The organism is Streptomyces sp. NPDC091377 (assembly GCF_044757045.1).
Lineage (GTDB): Bacteria > Actinomycetota > Actinomycetes > Streptomycetales > Streptomycetaceae > Streptomyces.
In genome coordinates this window covers 232,863-256,298 of the sequence record NZ_JBIVUE010000007.1, presented here as the reverse complement: position 1 = coordinate 256,298, position 23,436 = coordinate 232,863, and the positions used below count along the sequence as shown (strand labels likewise).

Below are 23,436 nucleotides of genomic sequence, written 5' to 3'. Positions count from 1 at the left end.
CCTCGACCGGGACAAGCAACCCATCGACCCGGGCTCGGCCTGGTCGGACATCCGCCCGGAGGGACCGGCCGAGGACCCCGGACCGCCCCGAACGGGCTCGGAGGGGCTCAGCGGGGACTCCACGTGGCCCCGGGCGGATACGGAGGGGAGCGGGGGAGACTCCGGGTGGTCCCGGACGGGATCGGAGGGGAGCGGAGGAAATTCCGGGTGGCCCGGGACGGGCTCGGAGGGGACCGGGGGCGGCTCCGGGTGGCCCCGGACAGGTACGGAAGGGCTCGGAGGGGACTCCGGGTGGCCCCGGGCGGGATCGGAGGGGAGCGGTGGTGGTTCTCCGTGGTCCCGGACGGGGTCGGCCGGGCTTGCGGGGGAGTCCGCGTGGTCCCGGGTCGGCCCGGTGGGGACGACGGGACGTGCGCTGCCGGGGGCCGGGACGGGTTCCGGCGGGCGTGGAGATGACTCCGCGCCGTATCGGACGGGTGCGCAAGGGCCGGGAGGGAACGCCGCCCCCTCTCGGACAGGCCCGGCAGGGGCCGAAGAGGGCGCCGCCGTGCCGGCCCGGGCCGCTTTCACATCGCCCCGGAACGGCCCCGGGAGCCTCGGGCGCGACCCGGCCGGGTCGCTGAGCGGCGCCGGGGGGCTTGTCGACGGTTCGGTCGGGTCTCTGACGGGCGCCGGGGGGCTTGCCCAGGGTTCGGGTGGGGCTGAAGGGTCTGCCGGAGGCGTTGGTGGGGCGGTCGGGGTGGCCGTGGGGGTGGGCAAGGACTCCGCCTGGAGCGTGGACGGGACCTGCCCCGGGGCGCGGGGCGGGAAGGGCAAGGTGTGGAGTGCCACCCTCACCGTCAAGCGGGAGGGCGGCGGCACCGCCACCCACCGGCCCACCCCGCCGCGGCCCTGTCCGACCCCGCGCGACTCGCACAGCGGCCACGACAGCACCCCCTGCACTCCGCCGAAGCCCGACCACGGCGTGCACGCGGGCAGCGGCGGCACCTTCACCGACTCGGTGCCCGCCCTCGCCGCCGGCGCGCTGCTGATCGCGGGCGCCTGCGGCGGGGCCCTGTACCGGCTGCGCCGCAGGACCGCCCGCTTGGAGGGCTGACCGGCCCACCGGCTGGGTACGCACAGGCGCAGAGACCCGGACCACCCCACCGGCACCAGCGGCCGGCCCACGACACACACGGCACCGCACGGAGGCACGTATGCGGCGGACGGACCCGGAGAGCCACGGCCCCGTCCGCTACGGGCCGCACCTGCCGGACGACGGACTGCCGCTCCTCCCCGAACTGGCCGCCGTCCTCGCGGCAGCCGCGGGCCAGACCGCGAGCGAGCCGGTCGGCGGCGGCCCCGCCCTCCTGGAGGCCGCCCGCGGCTACTGGGAGCGGCGCGGACTGCACACCGCGCGCGAACAGGTCGCCGCCGCTCCCGGCGCGGGCAGCCTGCTCCTCGCGCTGACCGCCGCGCTCGGCGGCGACATCCTGGTGCCCCGGCCCTGCGCCGCCTGGTGGGCGCCGGACGCCCGGCTGCTGGGGCGGCCCGTCTTCCATGTCGCCACCCCGGCCGAGTGCGGGGGCGTGCCGGACCCGTACGCGCTGCTGGAGACCGTGCGCCGGGTCCGCGACGAGGGCGGCGACCCCCGGCTGCTGGTGCTGTCGGTGGCCGACGACCCCACCGCGACCGTCGCCCCGCCCGAGGTGCTGCACCGGGTCGTGGAGGCCGCCGCGGAAGAGGGGCTGCACCTGGTCAGCGACGAGACCTGGCGCGACACCCGGCAGCCACCGCACGACACCGTGCCGCTCAGCCCGGCCGAGATGCTGCCCGACCGGGTCACCGTCGTCACCGACCTCGCCGGCGCCCTGCTGCCACCCGCCTGGCCCGCCGCCGTCGCCCGCTTCCCGGCCGGAGCCGCCGGCGCCGACCTCCACGCGCGCGTCCTCGACGTCCTCACCGCGCTCGGCGCCACCGTGGCCGCCCCCGTCGCCAGCGCCGCGGGCTACGCGCTCACCGAGCCCGAGCCGGTCACCGAGCGCGTCGCCGCCGCCGTACGCCTGCACACGCTGTTGGCGCGGGCCGCGCACGACGCCGTGGTGGCCGGCGGAGCGCTGTCCCACCCACCGCGCGCGGGCCGCCACCTCTACGTCGACCTGGAGCCGCTGCGCCTCGCCCTCGCCGCGCGCGGCGTCGGCGACGCACAGGACCTGGAGGACTTCCTCACCGAACGTCTCGCCCTGCCCGCGCCCGGCGGCCACCGCTTCGGCGACGACCTGGGCGCCCTGCGCGTACGGCTGGCCACCGGGTCCCTGCTCGGCGGCACCGACGCCGAGCGCGCGGAATGCCTCTCCGCGTCCGCGCCGTTGGAACTGCCGTACGTACGACAGTCGTTGACCACCCTGCGGTCGGTCTTCGGCGAACTCCGCGACGACGCCCAGCGAGGGGAGTCCTCCCGATGACCCAGCAGTCCGAGTCGACCCGGTCCGGGCCTGCTCCCGCCACCGGCGGCGGCCAGGATTCCGGGAGCGGCCAGGGTTCCGGGAGCGGCGGCCAGGGTCCCGGGAGCGGCGGCCAGGGTCCCGGGGGCGGCCAGGGTTCCGGGAGCGGCGGCCAGGGCTCCGGGGGCGGGCCGCGGACCGATGACCGCGCCCCGGCCTCGGCCCGGTCCCCGGTCCCGTACCCCCCGCTCGCCGAACCCCGCCCGCTGGCCGAGCGGCGGGTGTGGCCGCGCGCCTTCCACGACCGGCTGACCGCCCCGCTGCCCGGCATCCGGGCCCTGGCCCGCTTCGCCCGCGAAGGCGCCGTACGCCCCGGGCGCGAAGGGCTCGCCCAGATCCCCGCCCTGCCGTTCGCCCCCGGCCCGCTGCCCCGCGCCGACGACACCCGCACCCTCGCCGTCACCTGGGTCGGCCACGCCAGCTGGGTGCTGCGCGTCGGCGGCCTCACCGTGCTCACCGACCCCGTCTGGTCCCGGCGCATCCTCGGCACCCCGCCGCGCATCACCCCGGCCGGCGTCGCCTGGAACGCGCTGCCGAGGGTGGACGCGGTCGTCATCAGCCACAACCACTACGACCACCTGGACGACCCCACCCTGCGCCGCCTCCCGCGCGACACCCCGATGTTCGTCCCGGCCGGACTCGCCCCCTGGTTCCACCGCCGCCGCTTCACCACCGTCACCGAACTGGACTGGTGGGAGGCGGCCGAACTGCGCGGGGTCCGCTTCGACTTCGTCCCCGCCCACCACTGGTCCAAGCGCTCCCTCACCGACACCTGCCGCACCCTGTGGGGCGGCTGGGTCCTCACCGGCCCGGACGGGCGGCGCGTCTACTTCGCGGGCGACACCGGCTACGGCCACTGGTTCAACCGGATCGGCCGCCGCTACCCCGGTATCGACCTCGCCCTGCTCCCCATCGGCGCCTACGACCCCCGCTGGTGGCTCAGCGACGTCCACTGCGACCCCGAGGAGGCCGTGCGGGCGGCGCAGGACGTGGGCGCCCGCCGGATGGCCCCCATGCACTGGGGGACGTTCATCCTCTCCGCGGAACCGGTCCTGGAGCCCCTGACCCGGGTCCGGGCCGCCTGGGAGAAGGCCGGTCTGGAGCGGCCCCACCTGTGGGACCTGCCGGTCGGGGCATCACGCGTGCTGGAGTGACCCGGTCGCCGCGGCGGCGGGACGTCACGCCCCCCGGGCCCGGCGCCACAGCGAGGGCGCCGTACTGATGACCACGGTCAGCACCACCGCCGCCACCACCCCCTCCCACGGCTCGCTGAACAGCGAACCCCCCAGAATCCCGATCAACTGGTACGTCACCGCCCACGCGAGACAGGCCGGAAAGTTGCCCCGGGCGAACCGCCGCATCGGCCACTCGGCCATCAGACAGGCCAGCATCACCGGCAGCCGCCCCGCCGGCACCAGCCGCGACAGCACCAGCACCGCCACCCCGTGCTCGGCGAGCTTCTCCTGCGCCTGGGACAGCCGCTCCTCCGGCGCCCGCGCCCGTATCGCCGCCAGCCAGCGGGAGCCGTTGCGGGACTTCATCCCGCGCCGCCCCAGCCAGTACAGCGTGATGTCCCCCAGGAACGCGGCCAGCGAGGCGGTGACGAAGACCAGCGCCAGCGAGAACGGCGCCGTCTGGTGGAAGGCCACCACCGCGGCCGAACTCACCAGCGCGCCCGTCGGCACCACCGGCACCAGCGCCCCGAGCAGCACCAGCACGAACAGCGTCGGATAGCCGATCGCCTGCTGGGTGCTGTCCGGCGGCACCGTCGTGGAGGCCGCCGCCAGCCAGTTCACCGCGCGACCTCCGGGCGCACCCGTTCGCCGTGACCCAGCCGGTGCACCGTCACGCCGGGCGCGTACGCCGCCGCCAGCCGGACGAACTCGTCGCCCGGCGCATGGAACTCATGGGGGCGCACGGCGTCCATCCCGATCGGCCAGTACGTGCCGTAGTGCACCGGCACCGCGCTGCGCGGCGCGAGCCGGGCGAGTGCCTCGGCCGCGCGCCCGGCGTCCAGATGCCCCTCACCGAGATACGGGCCCCAGCCGCCCACCGGCAGCAGCGCCACGTCCACCGGACCGACGTCCTCGGCCATCGTGTCGAACAGCCCGGTGTCACCGGCGAAGTACGTACGCGCCTCGCCCTCCACGACGTAGCCGAGCGCGGGGGCCCGATGCGGTCCGACCGGCAGCCGCCGCCCGTCGTGGCGTGCGGGAACGGCCCGTACGACGAGGTCGCCCACCCGGGTCTCGTCACCGGGCACCACCTCGACCAGCCGCAGGTGCGACAGCCGCCGCAGCCCCGGCACGGCCCGCGGGGCGCCCCGGGGGACCAGCACCCGGGTGTCCGGCGCGAGCAGCGCCAGCGAGGGCACATGGAGGTGGTCGGCGTGCAGATGCGACACCAGCGCGACCTCCACGCGCCGGGCGGACTCCGGGGGCACCGCACCCCGGCGACGGCGCAGATGCGCGAGCCGGCGCGCGAACAGGGGGTCGGTCAGGACGCGCACGTCCGAATCCACGACCGTGCAGGTGGCATGACCCCACCAGGTGATCTCCACCGGCACCCCTTTGCCCCCTTCGCGCGACTCCCCCGAAGCCTACGCGCAGCGGTAGGGTCGGCGGCGAAACCCGGAGGTGAGGGGGACGCCATGGGAGAGCAGCGCGATGCCTCCGGCACACGGGTCACGGCGATCGCCAGTCTGACGCCGCTGGAGGAGCTGGACGCCGATCCGTTCCTCGTGGACGCGCGCAGCCAGCACGCGATGTGCGCCCGCTGGGCCGCCGAGCACGGCTATGTCGTCACCCGCCAGCTCCTCGTCTCCGGGCTCCGCCCCGACCACTGCATCCTGTGGGACGACGTCAAGCCCGGCCGGGACGTGTTCGTGGCCCCGAGCCGCCGGGTCCTGGAGAGCGCGCTGGCCTCCGTGGAGGAGTTCACCGAGGAGTGCGCGCGACGCGGGGTGCGGGTGGAGACCGTGGGGCGCGCGGAGCCGTCGTACGACGCGCAGATGAAGGCCCGGGTGCACCGCAGGCTGTCGATGCCGACGGCCGGGTACGACGGCCGCTGACCCCCTCACCGGCCCGCAACAGGGCGCGGCCCCGGACCGGCCCGGAAGCAGGGCGCGGGCCCGGATCGGCCCGGAAGCAGGGCGCGGCCTCGGACCGGCCCGGAACAGGCGCGGGCCCGCTGAGCCCGCCGTCCCGGACGGGTCGTATGACAGGGTGGGGAGCAGCCCGTGTCCGTTGCGGGCCGGGACGTGAGGTGCGGGGAGTGCGTGGCGGACGTTGGCGGAAGGCCGTCAGTCAGACAGGACGGAGCGTCACGGTCTGGGCCGTGTCCACGCTCACCATGCTGATCCTCGCGGGCATCCTGCCCGACTTCCAGCTCCAGTCCGCCGACGGCGACAGCGCCACCCGTATCGCCGTCACCGCCGCCCTCGGCGCCGGCGGCTTCGGTCTGCTGTCCGCGCTGGTATGGCCGCTGATGGTCCGCTTCATGCTGCTGGTGCCCGCGCTCGTCCTCGGACTCCTGGTGTTCTTCCTCAACGGCGCCCTGCTCCTGGTCGCGCTCCGCCTCAACCCCGCCGAACGCGGCGACGCCGGACCCGAGACCGCCGTCGTCGTGGCCGCCGTGATGTCCGCCGTCGCCTCCGCGACCGGCGGCGCGCTCGCCGTGCGCGACGACGACGCCTACCGCCGGCGCCTCTACCGGCTCGCCGACCGCCGCCGCAGATCCCTGCCGCCCGGCCCGGTCACCCACGGAACCGTCTTCCTCCAGCTCGACGGCGTCGGCCACGACGTGCTGCTCGCCGCCGTCCGCAAGGGCCTGATGCCCACCGTCACCCGCTGGCTCGGCGTCGACAACCAGAGCGAACCCACTCACCGGCTCACCCCCTGGCGCACCGACTGGTCCAGCCAGACCGGCGCCAGCCAGCTCGGCATCCTGCACGGCAGCACCTTCGACGTGCCCGCCTTCCGCTGGTACGAGAAGGACCAGCGCGAGGTCGTCGTCTGCAACCGCCCCACCAGCGCCGCCGCCCTCCAGCGCCGGGCCGTCGAACGCACCGGGGACGGCGGACTGCTTACCCGGGACGGCGCCAGCCGCGGCAATCTCTTCAGCGGCGTCGCCGACGAACAGGCCCTCGTGCTGTCCATCGCCACCAAGCGGCGCAGCCGCGAGAACCGCTCCCGCGCGGGCTACTTCGCCTACTTCTCCGACCCCGCCAACGCCGTGCGCACCGCCCTGTCCTTCTTCGCCGAGGTGTGCCGCGAGAGCGGCCAGTCCCTGCGGGCCCGGCTGCGCAAGGACCGCCCCCGGGTCTCCCGCGGCGGCCTCTACCCGCTGGTGCGGGCCTTCGCGACCGTGGTCGAGCGGGACGTCGTGGTCGCCGCCGTCATGGGCGACCTGCTCGCCGGACGCACCGCCGTCTACGCCGACCTCGTCGCCTACGACGAGGTGGCCCACCACTCGGGACCGCACAGCGGGGACGCCGAGAAGGTGCTCGCCCGGCTCGACCGCTCCCTCGCGCTGATCGAGAAGTGCGCCGAGCACGCCCCGCGCCCCTACCGGCTGGTGATCCTGTCCGACCACGGCCAGAGCCCCGGCGAGACCTTCCGCGCCCGCTACGGCCTCACCCTCGGCGACCTGGTCCGGGCCGGCTGCGGACTGCCCGTGCCCCGCCGGGCCCGCAGCACCCGCAGCGGCGCCGAGGCCCGCGCCGCCGTCCGGGCCGCGCTGCGCCGCCCGGTCGAGGAGGGCGGCGAGCAGCACCGGCCCTCGCGCCGCTCCGAACCGATCGTCCTCGCCTCCGGCAACCTCGGCCTGATCTCCTTCCCCGACGTCCCGCACCGGATGACCAAGGAGGAGATCGACGCCCGCCACCCCGCGCTGCTGCCGACCCTCGCCAACCATCCCGGCGTCGGCTTCCTGCTGGTGCGCAGCGAGCAGCACGGGGGAGTGGTGCTGGGCGCGTACGGCGCGGAGATCCCGCTCGACGCCCTCGACGACACGGACCCGGGACCGCTCGCCCCCTTCGGGCCCGGCGCCGCCGACGCCGTACGCCGTACCCACACCTTCCCGCACACCGCCGACATCATGGTCAACTCCTTCCACGACCCGGCCGACGGCGAGGTGCTCGCCTTCGAGGAGCAGATCGGCTCGCACGGCGGGCTCGGCGGCTGCCAGGGCCGCCCCTTCCTGCTCTCCCCGCTCGCCCTGTCCGCTCCGGCCCCCGACGGCACGGACCTGGTCGGCGCCGAGCACATCCACCGGGTGCTGCGGCGCTGGCTCCGCGAGTGCGACGGCCCCCAGGTCCCGCTCACCGACCCCGACCGCACCCGAGCACACCTCTCCCCGACCGACCCGCCGGCCCGGTCCGCCCCCACGGACGCGCCCACCGGCAGCCCCGCCCCGCACGCCGACACCCCCGCCGCCTTCGCGGACCCCACCCCCCGCGACGAAACCGTCTGACCGCTCGACGCGCCTGCTGCCCGCGCCGCCCGCCTGTCCGCGCCGACCGCCCGCTCCGGGCCGCCCGGTCACCCGGACGCGCGCCCCCGCCCCGCCCCCGACCCCGCCCCGTAGCCCGGTAATTCGGCTGCGTCCGTCGCTCCGCGCGCTCACACTGGTCCGGCGGGCCGCGGTCGTCGTGCCGTCGGGTGCCCGTTCTCCCAGCCCTCCCCAGGAGCCCCTTCTTGCAGTCGGTCGTCACCGTCACCCCCGCCCGGATACCCGAACTGCTCCTCGGTCTGGCGACCGTACGGCCGGTCTTCCTGTGGGGGGCGCCCGGGATCGGGAAGTCCTCCCTGGTGCGGAAGTTCGCCGAGTCCCTGGGCCTGGAGTGTGTGAGCCTGCTCGGCACCCAGCTCGCGCCGGAGGACCTCATCGGGGTGCCGCAGATCCGCGACGGGCGCTCGGTGTTCTGCCCGCCCGAGACGATCGCCCGCGACGAGCCGTACTGCCTCTTCCTGGATGAGCTGAACGCGGCGTCGCCCGATGTGCAGAAGGCGTTCTACTCGCTGATCCTGGACCGCCGCATCGGCGACTACGACCTCCCCGAGGGCTCCATCGTCATCGGCGCCGGGAACCGCGCCACCGACAACGCACTCGCCCGGCCCATCGCCTCCGCCCTGGTCAACCGGCTCGCCCATGTCCACCTGGAGGCGTCCCCCAAGGACTGGCTGGTGTGGGCCGGGGAGCACGGCATCCACCCCTGGGTCCTGGACCACGTCACCGACCGGCCCGACCACCTGTGGTCCAAGCCGCCCAAGACCGAGGAGCCGTTCTCCACCCCCCGCTCCTGGCACATGCTCTCCGACGCGCTCCACTCCTTCGGCGCCGACCTGGACGAGGAGACCCTCAAGGTCCTCGCGCACGGCATGCTCACCCCCGCCCACGCCACCGCCTTCTGCGGCTACGTCAAGATCGTGCGCAGCCGCTTCGGCATCGAGGCGATCCTCAAGGGTGACGCCCGCTGGCCGCACCGCGTGGAGGACCGCGACCTGCTGTACTACCTCGCCGAGTCGTTCCGCGGCCGGCTGGTCAAGGAACTGCCCGCCGACAAGGACCACCTGTCGGCCAACGGCCGCCAGGCCGCCTACCGCGCCAAGTCGCTGCTGGTGCAGCTCGCCGAGATCTCCGTAGAGATCGCCCAGGGCGTCATCGCCTCCGACACCGACGGCAACCCGGTCCTGCCCGCCTGGTTCCTGATCGAGGCCGCGCGGGACATGCCGCGCCTCGTGGAGGCCCGCCGGTGAGCCGGGACCGGGGCGGCAAGGCGAAGAAGAAGCGCGACCTCGCCGCCGAGGGGTACGCCGAGGGCCTGCGCCTGGTCATGGCGAACCCGGCGCTGAAAGCGGTCGACTTCGACACCTGCCGCCACGAGGAGTGCGCACTGGCGCCCCGGGACGGGCTGATCCGCGTCGACTCCGACGGCGTGCTCCACTCCCACCCGGACCGGCTCGCCGACGGACGGGACTGGGCCTGGGCCATCGCCCACGCCGTCATCCATCTCGGCTTCGGACACCTCCCGGCCGCCAAGGGCGAACGCCGACAGCCCGACCGGTACGACGTCGCCGCCCGCTGCGTGGTCGTCAACCGCTTCCTGCTCACCTTCACCATCGGCCGCACCCCCGAGCACCTGCCCACCGGCTACCCCGACGGCGACGAGGAGCACCTCGCCGCCCGCTGGCGCCGCGACGGACTGCCCACCGCCTACGAACGCTGCGGCACCGCCGACGGCGCCCCCGACCAGCACTTCGCCCCCTGGCGCGGCTGGGGCGGACAGCCCCCGGACTGGCGGCTCGCCTTCGCCACCGCCCTCACCCGCAGCATGTCCGCCGCCCTTGACCTCGCGGGCGGCCGACGCACCACCCTGGACGGCGACCTCGCGCCCCGCAGGCCCTGGGAGAAGGCGCTGAGCTGGTTCATCTCCTCCTACCCGCTGCTCGGCGGCATCGCGGCCGGCATCACCCTGGTCGCCGACGCCGAACTCGCCCGCGCCCACGGCATCTCCGTCGCCGCCGTCAACGCCGAGGCGGGCGAGATCTACGTCAACCCGCTCCAGCGCTTCGAGGACGAGGAGTGGCGGTTCATCCTGGCCCACGAGATGCTGCACGCCGCCCTGCGCCACGGCGACCGCTGCGGCACCCGCGACCCCTACCTCTTCAACATCGCCGCCGACCACGTCATCAACGGCTGGCTGCGCGAGATGGACGTCGGCACCATGCCCGAGGGCCTCCTCCACGACCCGGCGCTGGCCGGTCTGTCCACCGAGGAGGTCTACGACCGTATCGCCGGGGACCCGCGGCGCGCCCGTCGGCTGTCCACCCCGCGCGGCAAGGGCGCGGGCGACATCCTCGGCGGCCCCCTGGGCAGCCCCCGCGACCACTGCGACCTCGACGCGTTCTACCGCCGCGGCCTCGCAAACGGCCTGCTGCTCCACGAACGCCAGGAACGCGGCCACCTGCCCGGCGGTCTGATCGAGGACATCCGCGCCCTCAGCCACCCCCCGCTGCCCTGGGACGCCCGCCTCGCCCGCTGGTTCGACGCGTTCGTGCCCCGCCCGGAACCGGTCCGGTCCTACGCCCGCCCCTCCCGCCGCCAGTCCTCCACTCCGGACATCCCCCGCGCGGGCCGGTACTTCCCGCCCGAGGAGATCGCCCGCTGCACCTTCGGCGTCGTCCTCGACACCTCCGGCTCCATGGACCGCACCCTGCTCGGCAAGGCCCTCGGCGCCATCGCCTCCTACGCCGAGGCCCGGGACGTCCCCGCCGCCCGGGTCGTCTTCTGCGACGCGGCCCCGCACGACGCCGGCTACCTCCCGGTCACCGAGATCGCCGGCCGGGTCCGCGTCCACGGCCGGGGCGGTACGGTCCTCCAGCCCGGGATCGATCTGCTGCACCGCGCGGACGACTTCCCGAGGACCGCGCCGCTGCTGGTCATCACGGACGGCTGGTGCGACGTCCTGCGGGTGCGCCGCGAGCACGCCTACCTCGTTCCGCAGGGTGCCAGACTGCCGTTCACCGCCCGTGGTCCGGTGTTCCGCGTGCGGTGAGCCGGAATGTGATCGGATAGGGCGTGAGTACGAGCAGTCGTATGTGAAAGGAAGACATATCCGTGGCCACCACGCGCTCCGCACACACCGTCTGGGAAGGCAACCTGCTCCAGGGCAGCGGCGTCGTCACCTTCGACTCCTCCGGCATCGGCGAGCAGCCGGTGTCCTGGCCGTCGCGGGCCGAGGCGGCGAACGGCAAGACCAGCCCCGAGGAGCTGATCGCCGCCGCCCACTCCAGCTGCTTCTCCATGGCCCTGTCGCACGGCCTGGCCGGGGCGGGCACCCCGCCCACCAAGCTGCTGACCTCGGCGGACGTCACCTTCCAGCCGGGTGAGGGCATCACCGGGATCCATCTGACCGTCGAGGGCACCGTCCCCGGCGTCGACAACGACACGTTCGTCGCCGCCGCCGAGAACGCCAAGGCCAACTGCCCGGTCAGCCAGGCCCTCGCCGGGACGACCATCACCCTCTCGGCCAAGCTCGCCTGAACCGAGAGCGTCCCCGCCCAGGGGAACAGCCACCGCCGCATCCCGCCCGCCGGGGTGCGGCGGTGCTGTTCCCGGAGCCGTTTTCGGGGTACCTCTAAGGCGCATGCCGCATTGACAACGACCCACTCAAGTTTTGTGCTGGAGTGGTAGACGGCCCAGGTGGAAGGGGACAGCCATGACACGCGCGGTCGGCATCGACCTCGGGACCACGAACTCGGTGGTCGCCGTCCTGGAAGGCGGTGAGCCCACCGTCGTCGCGAACGCGGAGGGAGCCAGAACCACCCCGTCGGTGGTGGCCTTCGCCAAGAACGGCGAGGTACTGGTCGGCGAGGTCGCCAAACGCCAGGCGGTGACCAACGTCGACCGCACCGCCCGCTCCGTCAAGCGGTACATGGGCGACCCGGCCTGGCACTTCCCCGCGGAAGGCTCGATCGACGGCACCCGCTACCGGGCGCAGGAACTCTCCGCCCGGGTGCTCCAGAAGCTGAAGCGGGACGCCGAGTCCTACCTCGGGGAGGACGTCACGGACGCCGTGATCACCGTCCCCGCCTACTTCGACGACGCCCAGCGCCAGGCCACCAAGGAGGCCGGGGAGATCGCCGGGCTCAAGGTGCTGCGGATCATCAACGAGCCGACCGCCGCCGCCCTCGCCTACGGACTGGACCGGGGCGAGGAGCAGACCGTGCTGGTCTTCGACCTCGGCGGCGGCACCTTCGACGTCTCCCTGCTGGAGATCGGCGACGGTGTCATCGAGGTCAAGGCGACCAACGGCGACACCCACCTCGGCGGCGACGACTGGGACCAGCGGATCGTGGAGTACCTGGTCAAACGGTTCAAGGGGCAGTACGGCGTCGACCTCGGCAACGACAAGATGGCCCTCCAGCGGCTCCGCGAGGGCGCCGAGAAGGCCAAGATCGAGCTGTCCAGCTCCACCGAGACCACGATCAACCTGCCGTACGTCACCGCGTCCGCCGAAGGCCCCCTCCACCTGGACGAGAAGCTCACCCGCGCCCAGTTCCAGGAGCTGACCGCCGACCTCCTCGACCGCTGCAAGACGCCCTTCCACCAGGCGGTCAAGGACGCCGGGATCAAGCTCGCCGCCGTCGACCACGTCATCCTCGTCGGCGGCTCGACCCGGATGCCCGCCGTCACCGAACTCGTCAAGGAACTGACGGGCAAGGACCCCCACAAGGGTGTCAACCCGGACGAGGTCGTCGCGGTCGGCGCCGCCCTCCAGGCGGGGGTCATCCGCGGCGACGTCAAGGACGTGCTGCTGCTCGACGTCACCCCGCTGTCCCTGGGCATCGAGACCAAGGGCGGCATCATGACCAAGCTGATCGAACGCAACACCACGATCCCCACCCGGCGCTCGGAGATCTTCACCACCGCCGCCGACAACCAGCCCTCCGTCGGCATCCAGGTCTACCAGGGCGAACGGGAGATCGCCGCCTACAACAAGAAGCTCGGGGTCTTCGACCTCACCGGGCTGCCGCCCGCGCCGCGCGGGGTGCCGCAGGTCGAGGTGGCCTTCGACATCGACGCCAACGGGATCATGCATGTCTCCGCGAAGGACCTCGCGACCGGACGCGAGCAGAAGATGACCGTGACCGGCGGGTCCGCGCTGCCCAAGGACGACATCGACCGGATGATGCGCGACGCCGAGCAGTACGCGGAGGAGGACCGCAAGCGGCGCGAGGCGGCCGAGACCCGCAACCAGGCCGAGCAACTCGTCTACCAGACGGAGAACTTCCTCCGGGACAACGAGGAGCGCGTCCCCGCCGCGACCAAGACGGAGGTCCGGGAGGCCGCGGACGCGGTGAAGGGCCTGCTGGAGCGGGAGGCGGACACCGGTGAACTCCGTACCGCGGTCGAGCGGCTCGCGGCGGTCAGCCAGCAGATGGGGCAGGCGATGTACGCGCAGGGGGAGGACGGGTCCGGGACCGCGTCCGCGCCCCCGCCGCAGGACGACGAGGAGGGTGTCGTGGACGCGGAGATCGTCGATGACGAGAAGGACGAGAGGGACGAGAAGGGCGGAGGGGACGAGAAGGGCGGAGGCGACGGGAGGGGCGGGGGCGCCTGAGCGTCCGCGTGGCCGGCGGCGGTCCGCGGGGGCTTGCCGCCATGGCGGTCCGCGCGGGTCAGAGCAGGTCGCGGTACTCCCGCAGGATCTCCTTGGTGCGCTGGGCCGACGCCGCATGGGCCGTCAGATGGTCCAGCACCTCCAGATGCAGCGAGACCTCCGCACGCGAGTCCAGATACAGCGCACCGGTCAGATACTCCGTGAACACCATGTCGGGAAGCTCCGGCTCGGCGAAACGGAACAGTGAGAACGGGGCGTACGTCGCCGGGTGCGGGCCCGCCGCGAACTCGGCGACCTGGAGGGTGATCCGCTCCCGGTCCGCCAGATCGAGCAGCCGGTCGAGCTGGCCCCGCATCACCCCGGGGTGCTCGGACACCGGCCGCCGCAGCACCGTCTCGTCCATGATCACCCACAGCAGCGGGGGATTCGGCTCCTCCAGCAGCTTCTGCCGGGTCATCCGCAGCACCACATGCCGCTCGACCGTCTCGGGCCCGTCCTGCCCTATGGTGCCCGCGTCCAGCACGGCACGGGCGTAGTCCTCGGTCTGGAGCAGCCCCGGCACGAAATGCGGCTCGTAGGAGCGGATCATCCGGGCCGCGCCCTCCAGGCTGACGTAGAGACTGAACCAGTCCGGCAGCACATCGTGGAACCGCTGCCACCAGCCCGGTTCGTTCGCCGCCTCGGCCAGCGCCACGAACGCGGCGGTCTCGTCCGCCGCCACCCCGTACGTCTCCAGCAGCACCTGGACATACGGGATCTTCAGCGAGACCTCGGCCATCTCCATCCGCCGCACGGTCGCGGGCGCCACCCGCAGCACCCGGGCCGCCTCCTCGCGCCGCAGACCGGCCGCCTCGCGCAGCTCCTGGAGCCGCTTTCCGAGCACCACCTGTCCGACGGTCGGCGCGGGCCGCCGCTCGCTCACGCCACGCCTCCCCTACGCGCCGAAAGAACCCGTGCAGTGTGTCATGTTCCGGAGGCGGTGACACCGGTCCGGCGAGAGATGCTCGCCACGTTGTGCGCGTCAAGGGCGGTGGGCGGGTGCCCCGTTGAGCCGCGCCGCCCGCCCCGTCCCCGGCCCGTGCCCGCCCCCTCCGCATTACCTCCGGCGTAATCGACCCCCCGGCCCCCGCACGCCATCGTGGTCGTACCGGGTTCCGGGGCGGCGCACTCCGCCCCGGGCCCCGGGCGCCGCCGCCTGGAGCGGCCCCGACCCCGACGAAGGGTGACCCGCCATGTCCGCCACCACACTCGCCGCGCTCGCCCGCACCCCGGAGCCGCAGACCATGCTGCGCCGCTTCCTCGCCCTCGACGCTCTGGTCACCGGGGCCAACGGCATCGCCTACCTCGCCGCCTCCGGGCCCCTCGGCCGCTTCCTCGGGGTGGACGCCGGGCTGCTGGTCACCCTCGGCGCGATCCTGACGGCCTACGGGGCGGGCGTCGGACTGCTCGCGAGCCGGGCCCGTCCGGCCACCCTCGGGGTACGGGCCGTCGTGGAGATCAACCTCGCCTGGACCGCGCTCAGCCTCGTCGCCCTGGTGCTGTGGCTGTCGCCGAGCACCGCCGGAGCGGTGTGGGCGGTGCTCCAGGCGCTGACCGTGGGCGGCTTCGCGGCCGTCCAGTGGGCGGCGCTGCGGGCCCGTCAGGACACCAGCGCCTGAAGGTGCTTGACCGTGGCCGGGTCGGCCGGGAGCAGGGTCTCGATGGCCAGCTCGGCCACCGTCACGTCCATCGGTGTGTTGAACGTGGAGATCGAGGAGATGAACGACAGCGTCCGCCCCTCGTGCTCCAGCCGCATCGGCAGCGCGAAGTACGGCACCGGCTCCGCGGGCTCGGCCCCCGGCGCCTCCTGGGGCACCGGATACGCCGCGACCTCCTCGTACAGCCCGCGCAGCGGCGCCGAGCGGTGCAGCGCGATCTGCCGGTCCATCTGCTCCAGCAGATGCGCCCGCCACTGCGGCAGATTGCGGATCCGCGGGGCGAGGCCCTCCGGGTGCAGGGTCAGCCGCATGGCGTTGATCGGCGGCGTGAGGAGATGCTCCGCGATCCCGTCCAGGAGCACGGCGACGCCCCGGTTGGCCGCGACCACGTTGTACAGCGCGTCCACCACCATCGCCGGATACGGCTCATAGCCCTGGATCAGCCGCTCGATGCCCTCGCGCAGGGTGTCGAGCGCCGGGTCGTCCAGCGGGGTCTCCCGGAAGCGAGGGGCGTAACCGGCCGCCAGCAGCAGCGCGTTGCGCTCCCGCACCGGCACGTCCAGATGCTCCGCCAACCGCAGCACCATGTCCTCGCTGGGCCGGGAGCGGCCGGTCTCGATGAAGCTGATGTGCCGCGCCGAGGAGTCCGCCCGCAGCGCCAGTTCGAGCTGACTGACCCTGCGCCGCTCCCGCCAGGCCCGCAGCAACGGGCCGACACCCGGTTCGGCGCAGGACGGCGAGGGGCGCGTGGTGGTCATACCCCTGACGGTAGTCGACATCGGGTCGCCGACCAGGCAGGGAATGGCGTCGCTGTGGCAAGCTGAAAGGGTGTCCGTCGTCATGGAGGGAGCCCGTCATGGCCGTCGCACCGCTGTCGCGCGAGGAGATCGAGGACCGGCTCGGCACGCTGCCCGGCTGGTCCCTGGACGGTGACCGGCTCACCCGGAGCTACCGGCTCGCCTCGCACCTCGCCGCCACCGCCCTGGTCGTCCATGTCGCCCAGGTCCAGGAGGAGCTGAACCATCACTCCGACCTCGCCCTCGGCTACGACACCGTGACCGTGTCGGTGCACACCCACAGCGCGGGCGGCGCGGTCACCGAGAAGGACTTCGAGCTGGCCGAACGGATCGCGGCCCTCGCCCCCGCGCACCACGCCGAGTGAGCCCGCCGTGCTCGACTACCGCAGGGAAGCCGCCCGCTACGACGCCCTGCGCGGCGGCGAGCCACGCGCGGCGGCGGCGGCGCAGGCCGTCCTGAGCCTCGTACCGCCCGGCGCGCGCGACCTGCTCGACGTCGCCTGCGGCACCGGCATCGTCACCCGCCGCCTCGCCACCGGCCGGCAGGGCCTACGGGTCACGGGCGCCGACCTCACCGAGGAGATGGCCCGGCACGCCGTGTCCCGGCTGCCCGGCGCCGTCGTCCTCGCCGACGGGCGCCGACTGCCCTTCCGGGACGGCGCGTTCGACGCCGTCGCCAGTGTGTGGCTGCTGCATCTGCTGGGGCGCCCCGAGGACGTCGCCGCCGCCGTCGCCGAGTGCGCGCGGGTGCTGCGGCCCGGCGGGACCTACATCACCACCGTCGACAAGGCCGCCGCGCACAACGTCGGCAGCGACATCGACGCCGTCCTCGCCTCCCGGCCGCGCCGGGCCGCCCCCGACGCCGCCGCGGACGTGGCCGCGTACGCCGCCGCGCGGGGCCTGCTCCCGGCGGGCGGCACCCGGTTCCCGGGCCGGGGCCAGGGCCGCAGTCCCCGGCGGGCCGTGACCGATCTGCGCCGCGGCTGGTTCACGACCCTGCCGCCGGGCGACCCGCGCGCCGACGCCTACGCCGATCGTCTCGCCGCCCTGCCCGACCAGGACCGGCCGCGCCCGGAGCCGTGGTTCACCCTGCGGGCGTTCCGCAAGGCCGAGCGGTGAGCCCGGACACCTGAACCCCGAGTCCCGGTCCCGGCTCCCGCGCTCGTCTCACAGCGGCCGGGTCGCGGAGTGGACCGTGTGGGCGGCGAGGAGGAAGACGTCGGGGCGGCGGTGGACGCTGCCCTGGTCCTCGGGGTCGAGCAGCCGGTCCAGGGTGGCGCGGTCGTCGGTGTCGAGCCCGTCGGCCCAGCTGTCCCGCAGCCGGGTCAGGACGGCGGCGACATAGGCGCGGACGGGGCCGGGCACGGGGGCGGGCAGATCGAGGAGGAAGGTGCGCGTGCCGGTGGGCTTCAGTCCGGCACCGGTCAGCAGGGCCGGCCAGTCCTCGGTCACGGCGACTGTGTCCGGCAGCGCGGTCCGCATCTCGATGAACGCCTCTTCCTGGAGGGCGTCGAGCCGGGTCTGGAGTCCGGGGCGGCCGAACCCGATGTCGCGCGGCAGGAAACGGGTCGGGAGCCCGCCCTCCATCAGCGCGAGGGTGCCGCCGGGGGCGAGGTGCTCGGCGAACGCGGCGAGCGCCGCCCGCTGGTCGCCGAGGTGGTGCAGGCTGCGGCTGGCCCACAGCAGGTCGGCGGGGTAGTCGAGGGCGTCGAGCACGCCGGGAAGCTCTCCGGCGAGGGTGGCGAACCGGTCGGCCACGCCCAGCCGTTCGGCCCGGGCCGTCGCCCGCTCCAGCAAGGGCTCGGTGCTGTCGACGGCGACGACGCGGGCGGCGGGGAAGGTCTCGGCGAACTGGCAGGCGACGACCCCGGGACCGCTGCCCGCGTCCACGACCAGGCCGGGCGCGGTCTGCCGCTTGCCGAGCCAGGCCAGCGCCCGTTCGTTGAGCGGGGTGAACACCTCGGCCTGGGACTCCAGCAGGGGTCCCAGCTCGGCCCAGTCCAGCTCGCCGTGCTGGTGGTGGGGGCCAGAGGGACTAGAAGGACCAGCAGGACCAGCAGGACCAGAGTGACCAGCAGGGCCAGAAGGGCCGGTCGAGCCGGAAGAGGCAGAAGAGGCTGAAGAGGTGGAAGGGGTGGCGTGGTGCTCGTGGTCGGCGTGGGCCATCGGGGCAACCTCTCGTCGGGTTGCCGACAGCGTGCGACACGGCGGCCGGAGGAGCAAACATCCTTGCCGGAACAGCAAACCCCCAGGGGCGGCCCGTCCCGGGCTCAGCACTCACCCGGCCGCGCGTACAGGGTGATCGTCACCGCCCGCAGCCGCCACCTGCGGCAGTCCTCGAACTCCGAGTCCAGGATCCGCCGCTTCATCTCCTCCTGGGCGACGCGGTCCATCGGCTGCCCGGCGGGATCGCTCAGCAGCAGGATCCGGGGCGTGGCCAGCATCCGGGCCCGCAGGGTGCCGGGGTCCACCTCCGTGCCGTACAGGGTGCGCGACGAGGCCGGGGTGCCGGACCGGGCGAGGTCCCGCAGACCGCCGAAGGCGGCGGGGTCGGCCAGCGACCACACCCGGCGCCGGCCCGGCAGATAGAGCACCCCGTCGGCGTCCTGCCCCGCCGCGCGGACCGTGTCGCCGATCGCCGTCACATTCTCCAGCCGGCTGTCCGGTGTGCGCAGATGCACCGAGTACGGCAGCAGCGCCAGCACCGCGGCCCCCGCGACCAGCAGCACCCGGGGCCGCGCCCGGCCCAGCACCGCGCCGATCAGCAGGGCCGCGCCCGCGTTGCTGTACAGCACATACCGGTCCACGTACAGCGGCTTGACCAGCGAGACCGCCAGCAGCAGCGCGGCCGGTACGACCAGCAGGGCCAGACCCAGCCGGGGCAGCCCGCCGGGCAGCGTCCGGCCCGGCAGCGGCCCACCGGCCCGGCGCAGCCACAGCGCGCACCCCACGCCCAGCCCCGTCATCCCGGCGACCCCCAGCACATCGGTGAGCCCGATACCGCCGATCCACGCGACCTGCGCCGACTGGGTGGCGCTCAGCAGCGCGAGAGGGGCCAGCAGCACACAGACCGGCAGGGCCGTCCCCAGAAAGGCCCGGCGGCGGTGGGCGGGCACCACGAGGACATGGGCCGTCAGGACCAGCACCGCGAACTCATGCAGCAGACACGCCCCCAGGACCACCGCCCCGTACCCCGCCCAGAACCGGACTCTCCCCGTCCCCACCGCCCGGACCAGCAGATACGTGGCCCACACCACCAGGGCGAGGACGAGCGCGTAGGACCGGCCCTCCTGCGCGTACCGCTGCACCGGCGGCAGCACGGCCAGTACCACCCCCGCCGCCAGCCCGGCGCGCGGACCGGCCAGATGCTGTCCGAGCAGGGCCAGCAGTCCGCAGGCCGCCGCCGTGGCCAGTACCGACGGCAGCCGCAAAACCAGCAGCCGGTCGGCGTCGTCGCCGAACAGCCGGAACAGCCCCTGCATCAGCAGGTAGTGCAGCCCGTGCACGGCGTCGGCGTCGGCGAGCGTCCCCCACAACTGGCCCGGGGTACGCCGGGCCATGTCGTAGGTGACCACCTCGTCGCGCCATAGCGTGCCCTCGCGGCGCACCCCCCACAGCCCGAGGGCGAGCGAGAGGACGCAGGGGATCAGCACGGCACGACGGGGCCCGCGCGGGGCGCGACCGCCGAGGACACGGGCCCGCGGCCCGGGTGGGCGGCGGACAGGGGTCGGGGACTGAAGCGTGGCGATGATGCACTCCGGAGACGGCTGTGAACAGGGCAGATGGCCGAGTCCAGCCGCCGGGCGATTGATGGGCAGCCCCTCTCCGGAGCGTCAATCAATGCGCGCGGGCGCCTTGCCAGTGGCAACCGCCGAGTGCGCGGCGCCGTCAGAGAGACAGAGGGACGCCGGAAGGGGGCCACGGGGGATGGGGCGCAAGGAGAAGCCGCTGGATCCTGCGGCGGGCGCGGTGCAGCGCTTCGCGTTCGAACTGCGCAAGCTGCGCGACGAGGCGGGGGCACCGACCTACCGCGCGATGGCCGGGCGCGTCGGCTACTCGGGGCCGACCCTGTCCGCCGCCGCGTCCGGCGACCGGCTGCCGACCCTGCCCGTCCTCAGGGCCTACGTCACCGCCTGCGACGGGGACGTCCGGGAGTGGACCGACCGCTGGCGCGCGGCCGTCGCCGAGTCCGCCGAGCCGCTCGACCCCCTCGGGGAGGGGGACGGCCCCTACCCGGGACTCGCCCGCTTCGACACCGGGGACCGCGACCACTTCCACGGCCGGGACGCGACGATCGCCGAACTCCTCGCTCTCACCGCCCGCCGCCGGGTCTCGGCCGTGGTCGGCGCCTCCGGCAGCGGCAAGTCCTCCCTCCTGCGCGCCGGACTCGTCGCCGCCCTGCGCGACCCCGACCTGCGCGACCCCGACCTGCGCGACCCCGACCTGCGCGACCCCGACCTGCGCGACCCCGACCTGCGCGACCCCGGCCGGGAGAGCACCGGCCGCCCCGCCGCCCTCCGCGTCCTGACCCCCGGAACCCACCCCGCCCGCACCCACGCCGACCGCTTCACCCCGCACCCCGGGCCCGGGGACACCGTCGTCGTGGTCGACCAGTTCGAGGAGACCTTCGCCCTCTGCGCCGACCCGGACGAACGCGAACGTTTCATCGGGCTGCTGCTGACCGCGCTCGCCCCGGACAGCCGGCTGCGCGTCGTCCTCGCCGTCCGGGCCGACTTCTACGGCCGCTGCGCCGCCCACGGCCCGCTGGCCGCCGCACTGCGGGACTCCACCCTGCTCATCGGGCCGATGTCGGCGCCACAACTGCGCGAGGCCGTGGTCCGCCCGGCCGCCGCCCGCCGGCTCATCGTGGAACGGACGCTCACCGCCCGGATCGTCGCCGATGTCGCCGGTGAGCCGGGCGGACTGCCGCTCATGGCACACGCCCTGCGCGAGGTCTGGCGCCGCCGCACCGGCAAGACCCTCACCCTCGCCGCGTACGAGGCGATCGGCGGCGTCCACGGGGCCGTCGCCCACACCGCCGAGACCCTCCACACCCAGGGTGACGCCGCCGAGCGGGCCGCCGTACGACGGGTGCTGCTGCGGCTGGTCACCCCGGGCGAGGGCACCGCCGACACCCGCCGCCCGGTGGACCGCGCCGAACTCGGCGCCGACCCCGACACCGCCCGGGTCCTCGAACGCCTGGTCCGGGCCAGGCTGCTGACGGTGGACGGGGACACCGTCGACCTCGCCCACGAGGCCCTCATCGGCGCCTGGCCCCGGCTGCGCGGCTGGCTGGAGGAGGACCGGGAGCGGCTGCGCGTGCACCGCAGGCTCACCCAGGCGGCCCGCGCCTGGGACGAACTGGCCCACGACGAGGGCGCGCTGTACCGGGGGGTGCGGCTGAGCGAGGCACGGGAGGTCTTCGAGACCGTGCCCGGTGAACTCAGCGCACCGGAGTCGGCTTTTCTCGCGGCCAGCGTCGCCGCCGACGAACGCGAGCGGCGTACGGCGGTCTGCGCCACCCGGCGGCTGCGCGCGATGATCGCCGGGCTCGCGGTACTGCTCTGCCTCGCGACCGTCGCCGGGTTCGTGGCCTGGCGGGAGAGCGGGGCCGGCGAACGGCGGCGTGCCGAGGCCGAGGCCCGCCGGGCGGCGGCCCTCTCGGAGAGCCTGCGGGCCACCGAGCCGGGCACCGCGATGCGGCTGGCCCTCGCCGGCTGGCACCTCGCCGACCTGCCGGAGACCCGGCAGTCGTTGCGCTCGGCCGCGGCGCAGAGCGAGCGGGACGTGTTCGTCCAGCCGGACCCCGGTGCCTTCGCCGACAACGCGCCCGAATGGCTCAGCGCCGACGGCCGGATCCTGACCTCGGTGGTGGAGGACCGGGCCGTGCAGTGGGACGTACGCCGACACCGCCAGATGCGGAGCATGGCCCTGCCCGGCCTCTCGGAACACATCCGCCGCGTCAGCCGGGACGGACGGCTGGTCGCCTACAGCGCCCCGGGCGATCGCGATCTGCGGATCACGGATCTCGTGACGGGCCACACCCGCCGCTTCCCGACCGGTCCCGGGCTCGATGTCGATGTCGAGTTCGGGGACAGCGGGCGTTTCTTCGCCCTGCGCCGGGGACTGCGGAACACGGACGGCCGGGCGGTGCTGGAAGTGTGGGACATCGAACGCCAGCAGCGTGTCCTGCGCTACGACCGAGGCGACGATCACGGTCCCGTCCCGGTGCTCGACGCCCACGACCGGTATCTCGCCTGGTGCGCGGAGAGCGGGGGACGGCTACGGATCCTCGATGTCCGGCGGGGACGGACGCTGGACCCGGGAATTCCGCGTGCCACCGAACAGGCGCTGTGCCTGGGCCCATCGCTCCTCATCACCCCGGACGGCCGTGCCGTGGCGTCCGCGACCGACGCCGGCGTGGTGACCTGGGATTTCACCGAGCGACGCGAGAGGCCGCGGCTCGCGGCGGAGGGCGGCGCCCTGGATGTGGTGTTCGCCGGACCGTATGCGGCGACCTGGCAGACGGGCGCGCTCTCCCTGTGGCGTACCGACGGCTCCGCATCGCCCGACGACGGGCCGCGCGAGCCCGTGCTCACCTCTCCGGTCACCGGATCCGTCGTGGGTGACCTCCGTCTCGACCTGCGCGACGGTGTGCTGCGCCATCGCGAGGGCGCGAACTCCAACGCCGTGCGGACGACCTCCCTCCAGGGCCTGACCGGTTTGGACCGGCCCCCGAAGGAGGTGGGCCCCAGGACCGTGGGAGACGGCTACGTCGCGGTCGACCGCGACAGGGACAGGGCGCTGACGGAGGACGGCGAGATCGTGGACCTCACGGGCGGAGCCCCGCTCGTCCTCTCCAGCGAGGAGGCGATCTTCGCCGGGGCGTTCAGCCCTGACGGCCGCCTGCTGGCCGTCGCCGACATCCAGGGCCGGATCACCCTGTGGGACCTGGAGCTGGGGCGGCGCACCGCGGTGCTGAGCACCTCCGACCTGCACAACCGCCACCGCCGCTCGCTCGCCTTCTCCCCGGACGGCGCCCTGCTCGCGGCCGGTTCCAACGACGGCTCGGTACGGGTGTGGGAGACCGCGTCGCCGCAGACGCCCGCCGCCGTGTTCCCGGTGGGCGACTCGCCCGTGATCGGTCTGCGGTTCGACGCCTCGGGGCGGCTGCGGGTCGAGACGTCCAGGTTCGCGGACCGGGTGCGGGAGCTGACCCCCGAACGGGCGGCCGAGCTGGTGTGTGAGCGGACCCGTGGCGCGTCGAGCGAGAGCGAGTGGCTTCCGTATCTGCCGTCCACGACGTACGAGGGCTGCCCGGGGCAATGAGCACC

At 74.5% G+C, this 23,436-nt stretch carries 19 protein-coding genes; 13 read left to right on the top strand and 6 right to left on the bottom strand.

Going from position 1 to position 23,436, the window contains the following annotated elements:
* Positions 1-751 precede the first annotated feature (751 nt).
* The 3 genes from ACIQNG_RS18035 to ACIQNG_RS18025 all read left to right on the top strand — a co-directional run bounded on the left by ACIQNG_RS18035 (position 752) and on the right by ACIQNG_RS18025 (position 3,637).
* Positions 752-1,096, top strand: coding sequence for a hypothetical protein (locus tag ACIQNG_RS18035; protein WP_401486011.1), 345 nt, complete (start codon positions 752-754; stop codon positions 1,094-1,096).
* A 100-nt stretch (positions 1,097-1,196) separates the two neighbouring features.
* Positions 1,197-2,444 (top strand): aminotransferase class I/II-fold pyridoxal phosphate-dependent enzyme, encoded by a 1,248-nt coding sequence (locus tag ACIQNG_RS18030; RefSeq protein ID WP_401486009.1) that lies wholly within the window; start codon positions 1,197-1,199, stop codon positions 2,442-2,444.
* Positions 2,441-3,637 (top strand): MBL fold metallo-hydrolase, encoded by a 1,197-nt coding sequence (locus ACIQNG_RS18025; RefSeq protein ID WP_401486006.1) that lies wholly within the window; start codon positions 2,441-2,443, stop codon positions 3,635-3,637. Before ACIQNG_RS18030 ends, ACIQNG_RS18025 begins: the two co-directional genes overlap by 4 nt.
* 24 nt (positions 3,638-3,661) lie before the next feature.
* On the opposite strand, the gene ACIQNG_RS18020 is transcribed toward ACIQNG_RS18025, so the two are convergent.
* Positions 3,662-4,279: a DedA family protein gene (locus ACIQNG_RS18020; RefSeq protein ID WP_401424780.1), complete on the bottom strand. Its 618-nt coding sequence runs from the start codon at positions 4,277-4,279 to the stop codon at positions 3,662-3,664.
* Positions 4,276-5,049, bottom strand: a complete 774-nt coding sequence (locus tag ACIQNG_RS18015; RefSeq protein ID WP_401486003.1) for an MBL fold metallo-hydrolase — start codon at positions 5,047-5,049, stop codon at positions 4,276-4,278. The genes ACIQNG_RS18020 and ACIQNG_RS18015 overlap by 4 nt, the downstream gene beginning before the upstream one ends.
* Before the next feature lie 84 nt (positions 5,050-5,133).
* Here ACIQNG_RS18015 and ACIQNG_RS18010 point away from each other — a divergent pair, with 84 nt between their 5' ends.
* From ACIQNG_RS18010 to dnaK, 6 genes are all read left to right on the top strand, one after another.
* On the top strand, positions 5,134-5,553 hold the full coding sequence (locus tag ACIQNG_RS18010) for a hypothetical protein (protein ID WP_401486001.1): 420 nt from the start codon (positions 5,134-5,136) through the stop codon (positions 5,551-5,553).
* Positions 5,554-5,699: 146 nt separating this feature from the next.
* A complete protein-coding gene (locus ACIQNG_RS18005) occupies positions 5,700-7,955 on the top strand; it encodes a phage holin family protein (RefSeq protein ID WP_401485999.1) in 2,256 nt (751 codons plus the stop codon).
* 224 nt (positions 7,956-8,179) lie between these two features.
* Complete coding sequence (locus tag ACIQNG_RS18000) at positions 8,180-9,241, top strand: ATP-binding protein (protein ID WP_401485997.1); 1,062 nt, start codon at positions 8,180-8,182, stop codon at positions 9,239-9,241.
* Complete coding sequence (locus tag ACIQNG_RS17995) at positions 9,238-11,040, top strand: hypothetical protein (protein ID WP_401485995.1); 1,803 nt, start codon at positions 9,238-9,240, stop codon at positions 11,038-11,040. The genes ACIQNG_RS18000 and ACIQNG_RS17995 overlap by 4 nt, the downstream gene beginning before the upstream one ends.
* Before the next feature lie 62 nt (positions 11,041-11,102).
* Positions 11,103-11,528 (top strand): OsmC family protein, encoded by a 426-nt coding sequence (locus ACIQNG_RS17990; protein WP_401424776.1) that lies wholly within the window; start codon positions 11,103-11,105, stop codon positions 11,526-11,528.
* Between the two features lie 175 nt (positions 11,529-11,703).
* On the top strand, positions 11,704-13,608 hold the full coding sequence (gene dnaK / locus ACIQNG_RS17985) for a molecular chaperone DnaK (protein ID WP_401485993.1): 1,905 nt from the start codon (positions 11,704-11,706) through the stop codon (positions 13,606-13,608).
* Between the two features lie 58 nt (positions 13,609-13,666).
* Here dnaK and ACIQNG_RS17980 read toward each other — a convergent pair whose 3' ends face one another.
* Positions 13,667-14,530 carry a helix-turn-helix domain-containing protein gene (locus ACIQNG_RS17980; protein ID WP_401485991.1) on the bottom strand — a complete coding sequence of 288 codons (864 nt, stop codon included), beginning with the start codon at positions 14,528-14,530 and terminating at the stop codon, positions 13,667-13,669.
* A gap of 310 nt (positions 14,531-14,840) precedes the next feature.
* Between ACIQNG_RS17980 and ACIQNG_RS17975 the strand changes: the two genes are divergently transcribed.
* On the top strand, positions 14,841-15,266 hold the full coding sequence (locus ACIQNG_RS17975; protein ID WP_401485989.1) for a hypothetical protein: 426 nt from the start codon (positions 14,841-14,843) through the stop codon (positions 15,264-15,266).
* On the opposite strand, the gene ACIQNG_RS17970 is transcribed toward ACIQNG_RS17975, so the two are convergent.
* Entirely contained in the window at positions 15,248-16,063 is an 816-nt protein-coding gene (locus ACIQNG_RS17970) for a helix-turn-helix domain-containing protein (RefSeq protein ID WP_401485987.1), read from the bottom strand. The two genes, ACIQNG_RS17975 and ACIQNG_RS17970, sit on opposite strands and share 19 nt — an antisense overlap.
* Before the next feature lie 98 nt (positions 16,064-16,161).
* Here ACIQNG_RS17970 and ACIQNG_RS17965 point away from each other — a divergent pair, with 98 nt between their 5' ends.
* Complete coding sequence (locus ACIQNG_RS17965; protein ID WP_401485985.1) at positions 16,162-16,467, top strand: 4a-hydroxytetrahydrobiopterin dehydratase; 306 nt, start codon at positions 16,162-16,164, stop codon at positions 16,465-16,467.
* Positions 16,468-16,474: 7 nt separating this feature from the next.
* Positions 16,475-17,221 (top strand): class I SAM-dependent methyltransferase, encoded by a 747-nt coding sequence (locus tag ACIQNG_RS17960; protein WP_401485983.1) that lies wholly within the window; start codon positions 16,475-16,477, stop codon positions 17,219-17,221.
* Positions 17,222-17,269: 48 nt separating this feature from the next.
* On the opposite strand, the gene ACIQNG_RS17955 is transcribed toward ACIQNG_RS17960, so the two are convergent.
* Positions 17,270-18,268, bottom strand: a complete 999-nt coding sequence (locus ACIQNG_RS17955; RefSeq protein ID WP_401485982.1) for a class I SAM-dependent methyltransferase — start codon at positions 18,266-18,268, stop codon at positions 17,270-17,272.
* A 104-nt stretch (positions 18,269-18,372) separates the two neighbouring features.
* Positions 18,373-19,755, bottom strand: a complete 1,383-nt coding sequence (locus ACIQNG_RS17950; RefSeq protein ID WP_401485980.1) for a glycosyltransferase family 39 protein — start codon at positions 19,753-19,755, stop codon at positions 18,373-18,375.
* A gap of 274 nt (positions 19,756-20,029) precedes the next feature.
* Here ACIQNG_RS17950 and ACIQNG_RS17945 point away from each other — a divergent pair, with 274 nt between their 5' ends.
* A complete protein-coding gene (locus tag ACIQNG_RS17945; protein WP_401485978.1) occupies positions 20,030-23,431 on the top strand; it encodes a hypothetical protein in 3,402 nt (1,133 codons plus the stop codon).
* The last annotated feature ends 5 nt before the right edge of the window (positions 23,432-23,436 follow it).

Excerpts from the sequence above, each read along its gene's own strand:
- ACIQNG_RS18025 (WP_401486006.1), top strand. The coding sequence starts at position 2,441 with ATGACCCAGCAGTCCGAGTCGACCCGGTCCGGGCCTGCTCCCGCCACC.
- ACIQNG_RS17970 (WP_401485987.1), bottom strand. The coding sequence starts at position 16,063 with ATGACCACCACGCGCCCCTCGCCGTCCTGCGCCGAACCGGGTGTCGGC.
- ACIQNG_RS17945 (WP_401485978.1), top strand. The coding sequence starts at position 20,030 with ATGGGGCGCAAGGAGAAGCCGCTGGATCCTGCGGCGGGCGCGGTGCAG.
- ACIQNG_RS17965 (WP_401485985.1), top strand. The coding sequence starts at position 16,162 with ATGGCCGTCGCACCGCTGTCGCGCGAGGAGATCGAGGACCGGCTCGGC.
- dnaK (WP_401485993.1), top strand. The coding sequence starts at position 11,704 with ATGACACGCGCGGTCGGCATCGACCTCGGGACCACGAACTCGGTGGTC.
- ACIQNG_RS17955 (WP_401485982.1), bottom strand. The coding sequence starts at position 18,268 with ATGGCCCACGCCGACCACGAGCACCACGCCACCCCTTCCACCTCTTCA.
- ACIQNG_RS17975 (WP_401485989.1), top strand. The coding sequence starts at position 14,841 with ATGTCCGCCACCACACTCGCCGCGCTCGCCCGCACCCCGGAGCCGCAG.
- ACIQNG_RS18030 (WP_401486009.1), top strand. The coding sequence starts at position 1,197 with ATGCGGCGGACGGACCCGGAGAGCCACGGCCCCGTCCGCTACGGGCCG.
- ACIQNG_RS18010 (WP_401486001.1), top strand. The coding sequence starts at position 5,134 with ATGGGAGAGCAGCGCGATGCCTCCGGCACACGGGTCACGGCGATCGCC.
- ACIQNG_RS18005 (WP_401485999.1), top strand. The coding sequence starts at position 5,700 with ATGACAGGGTGGGGAGCAGCCCGTGTCCGTTGCGGGCCGGGACGTGAG.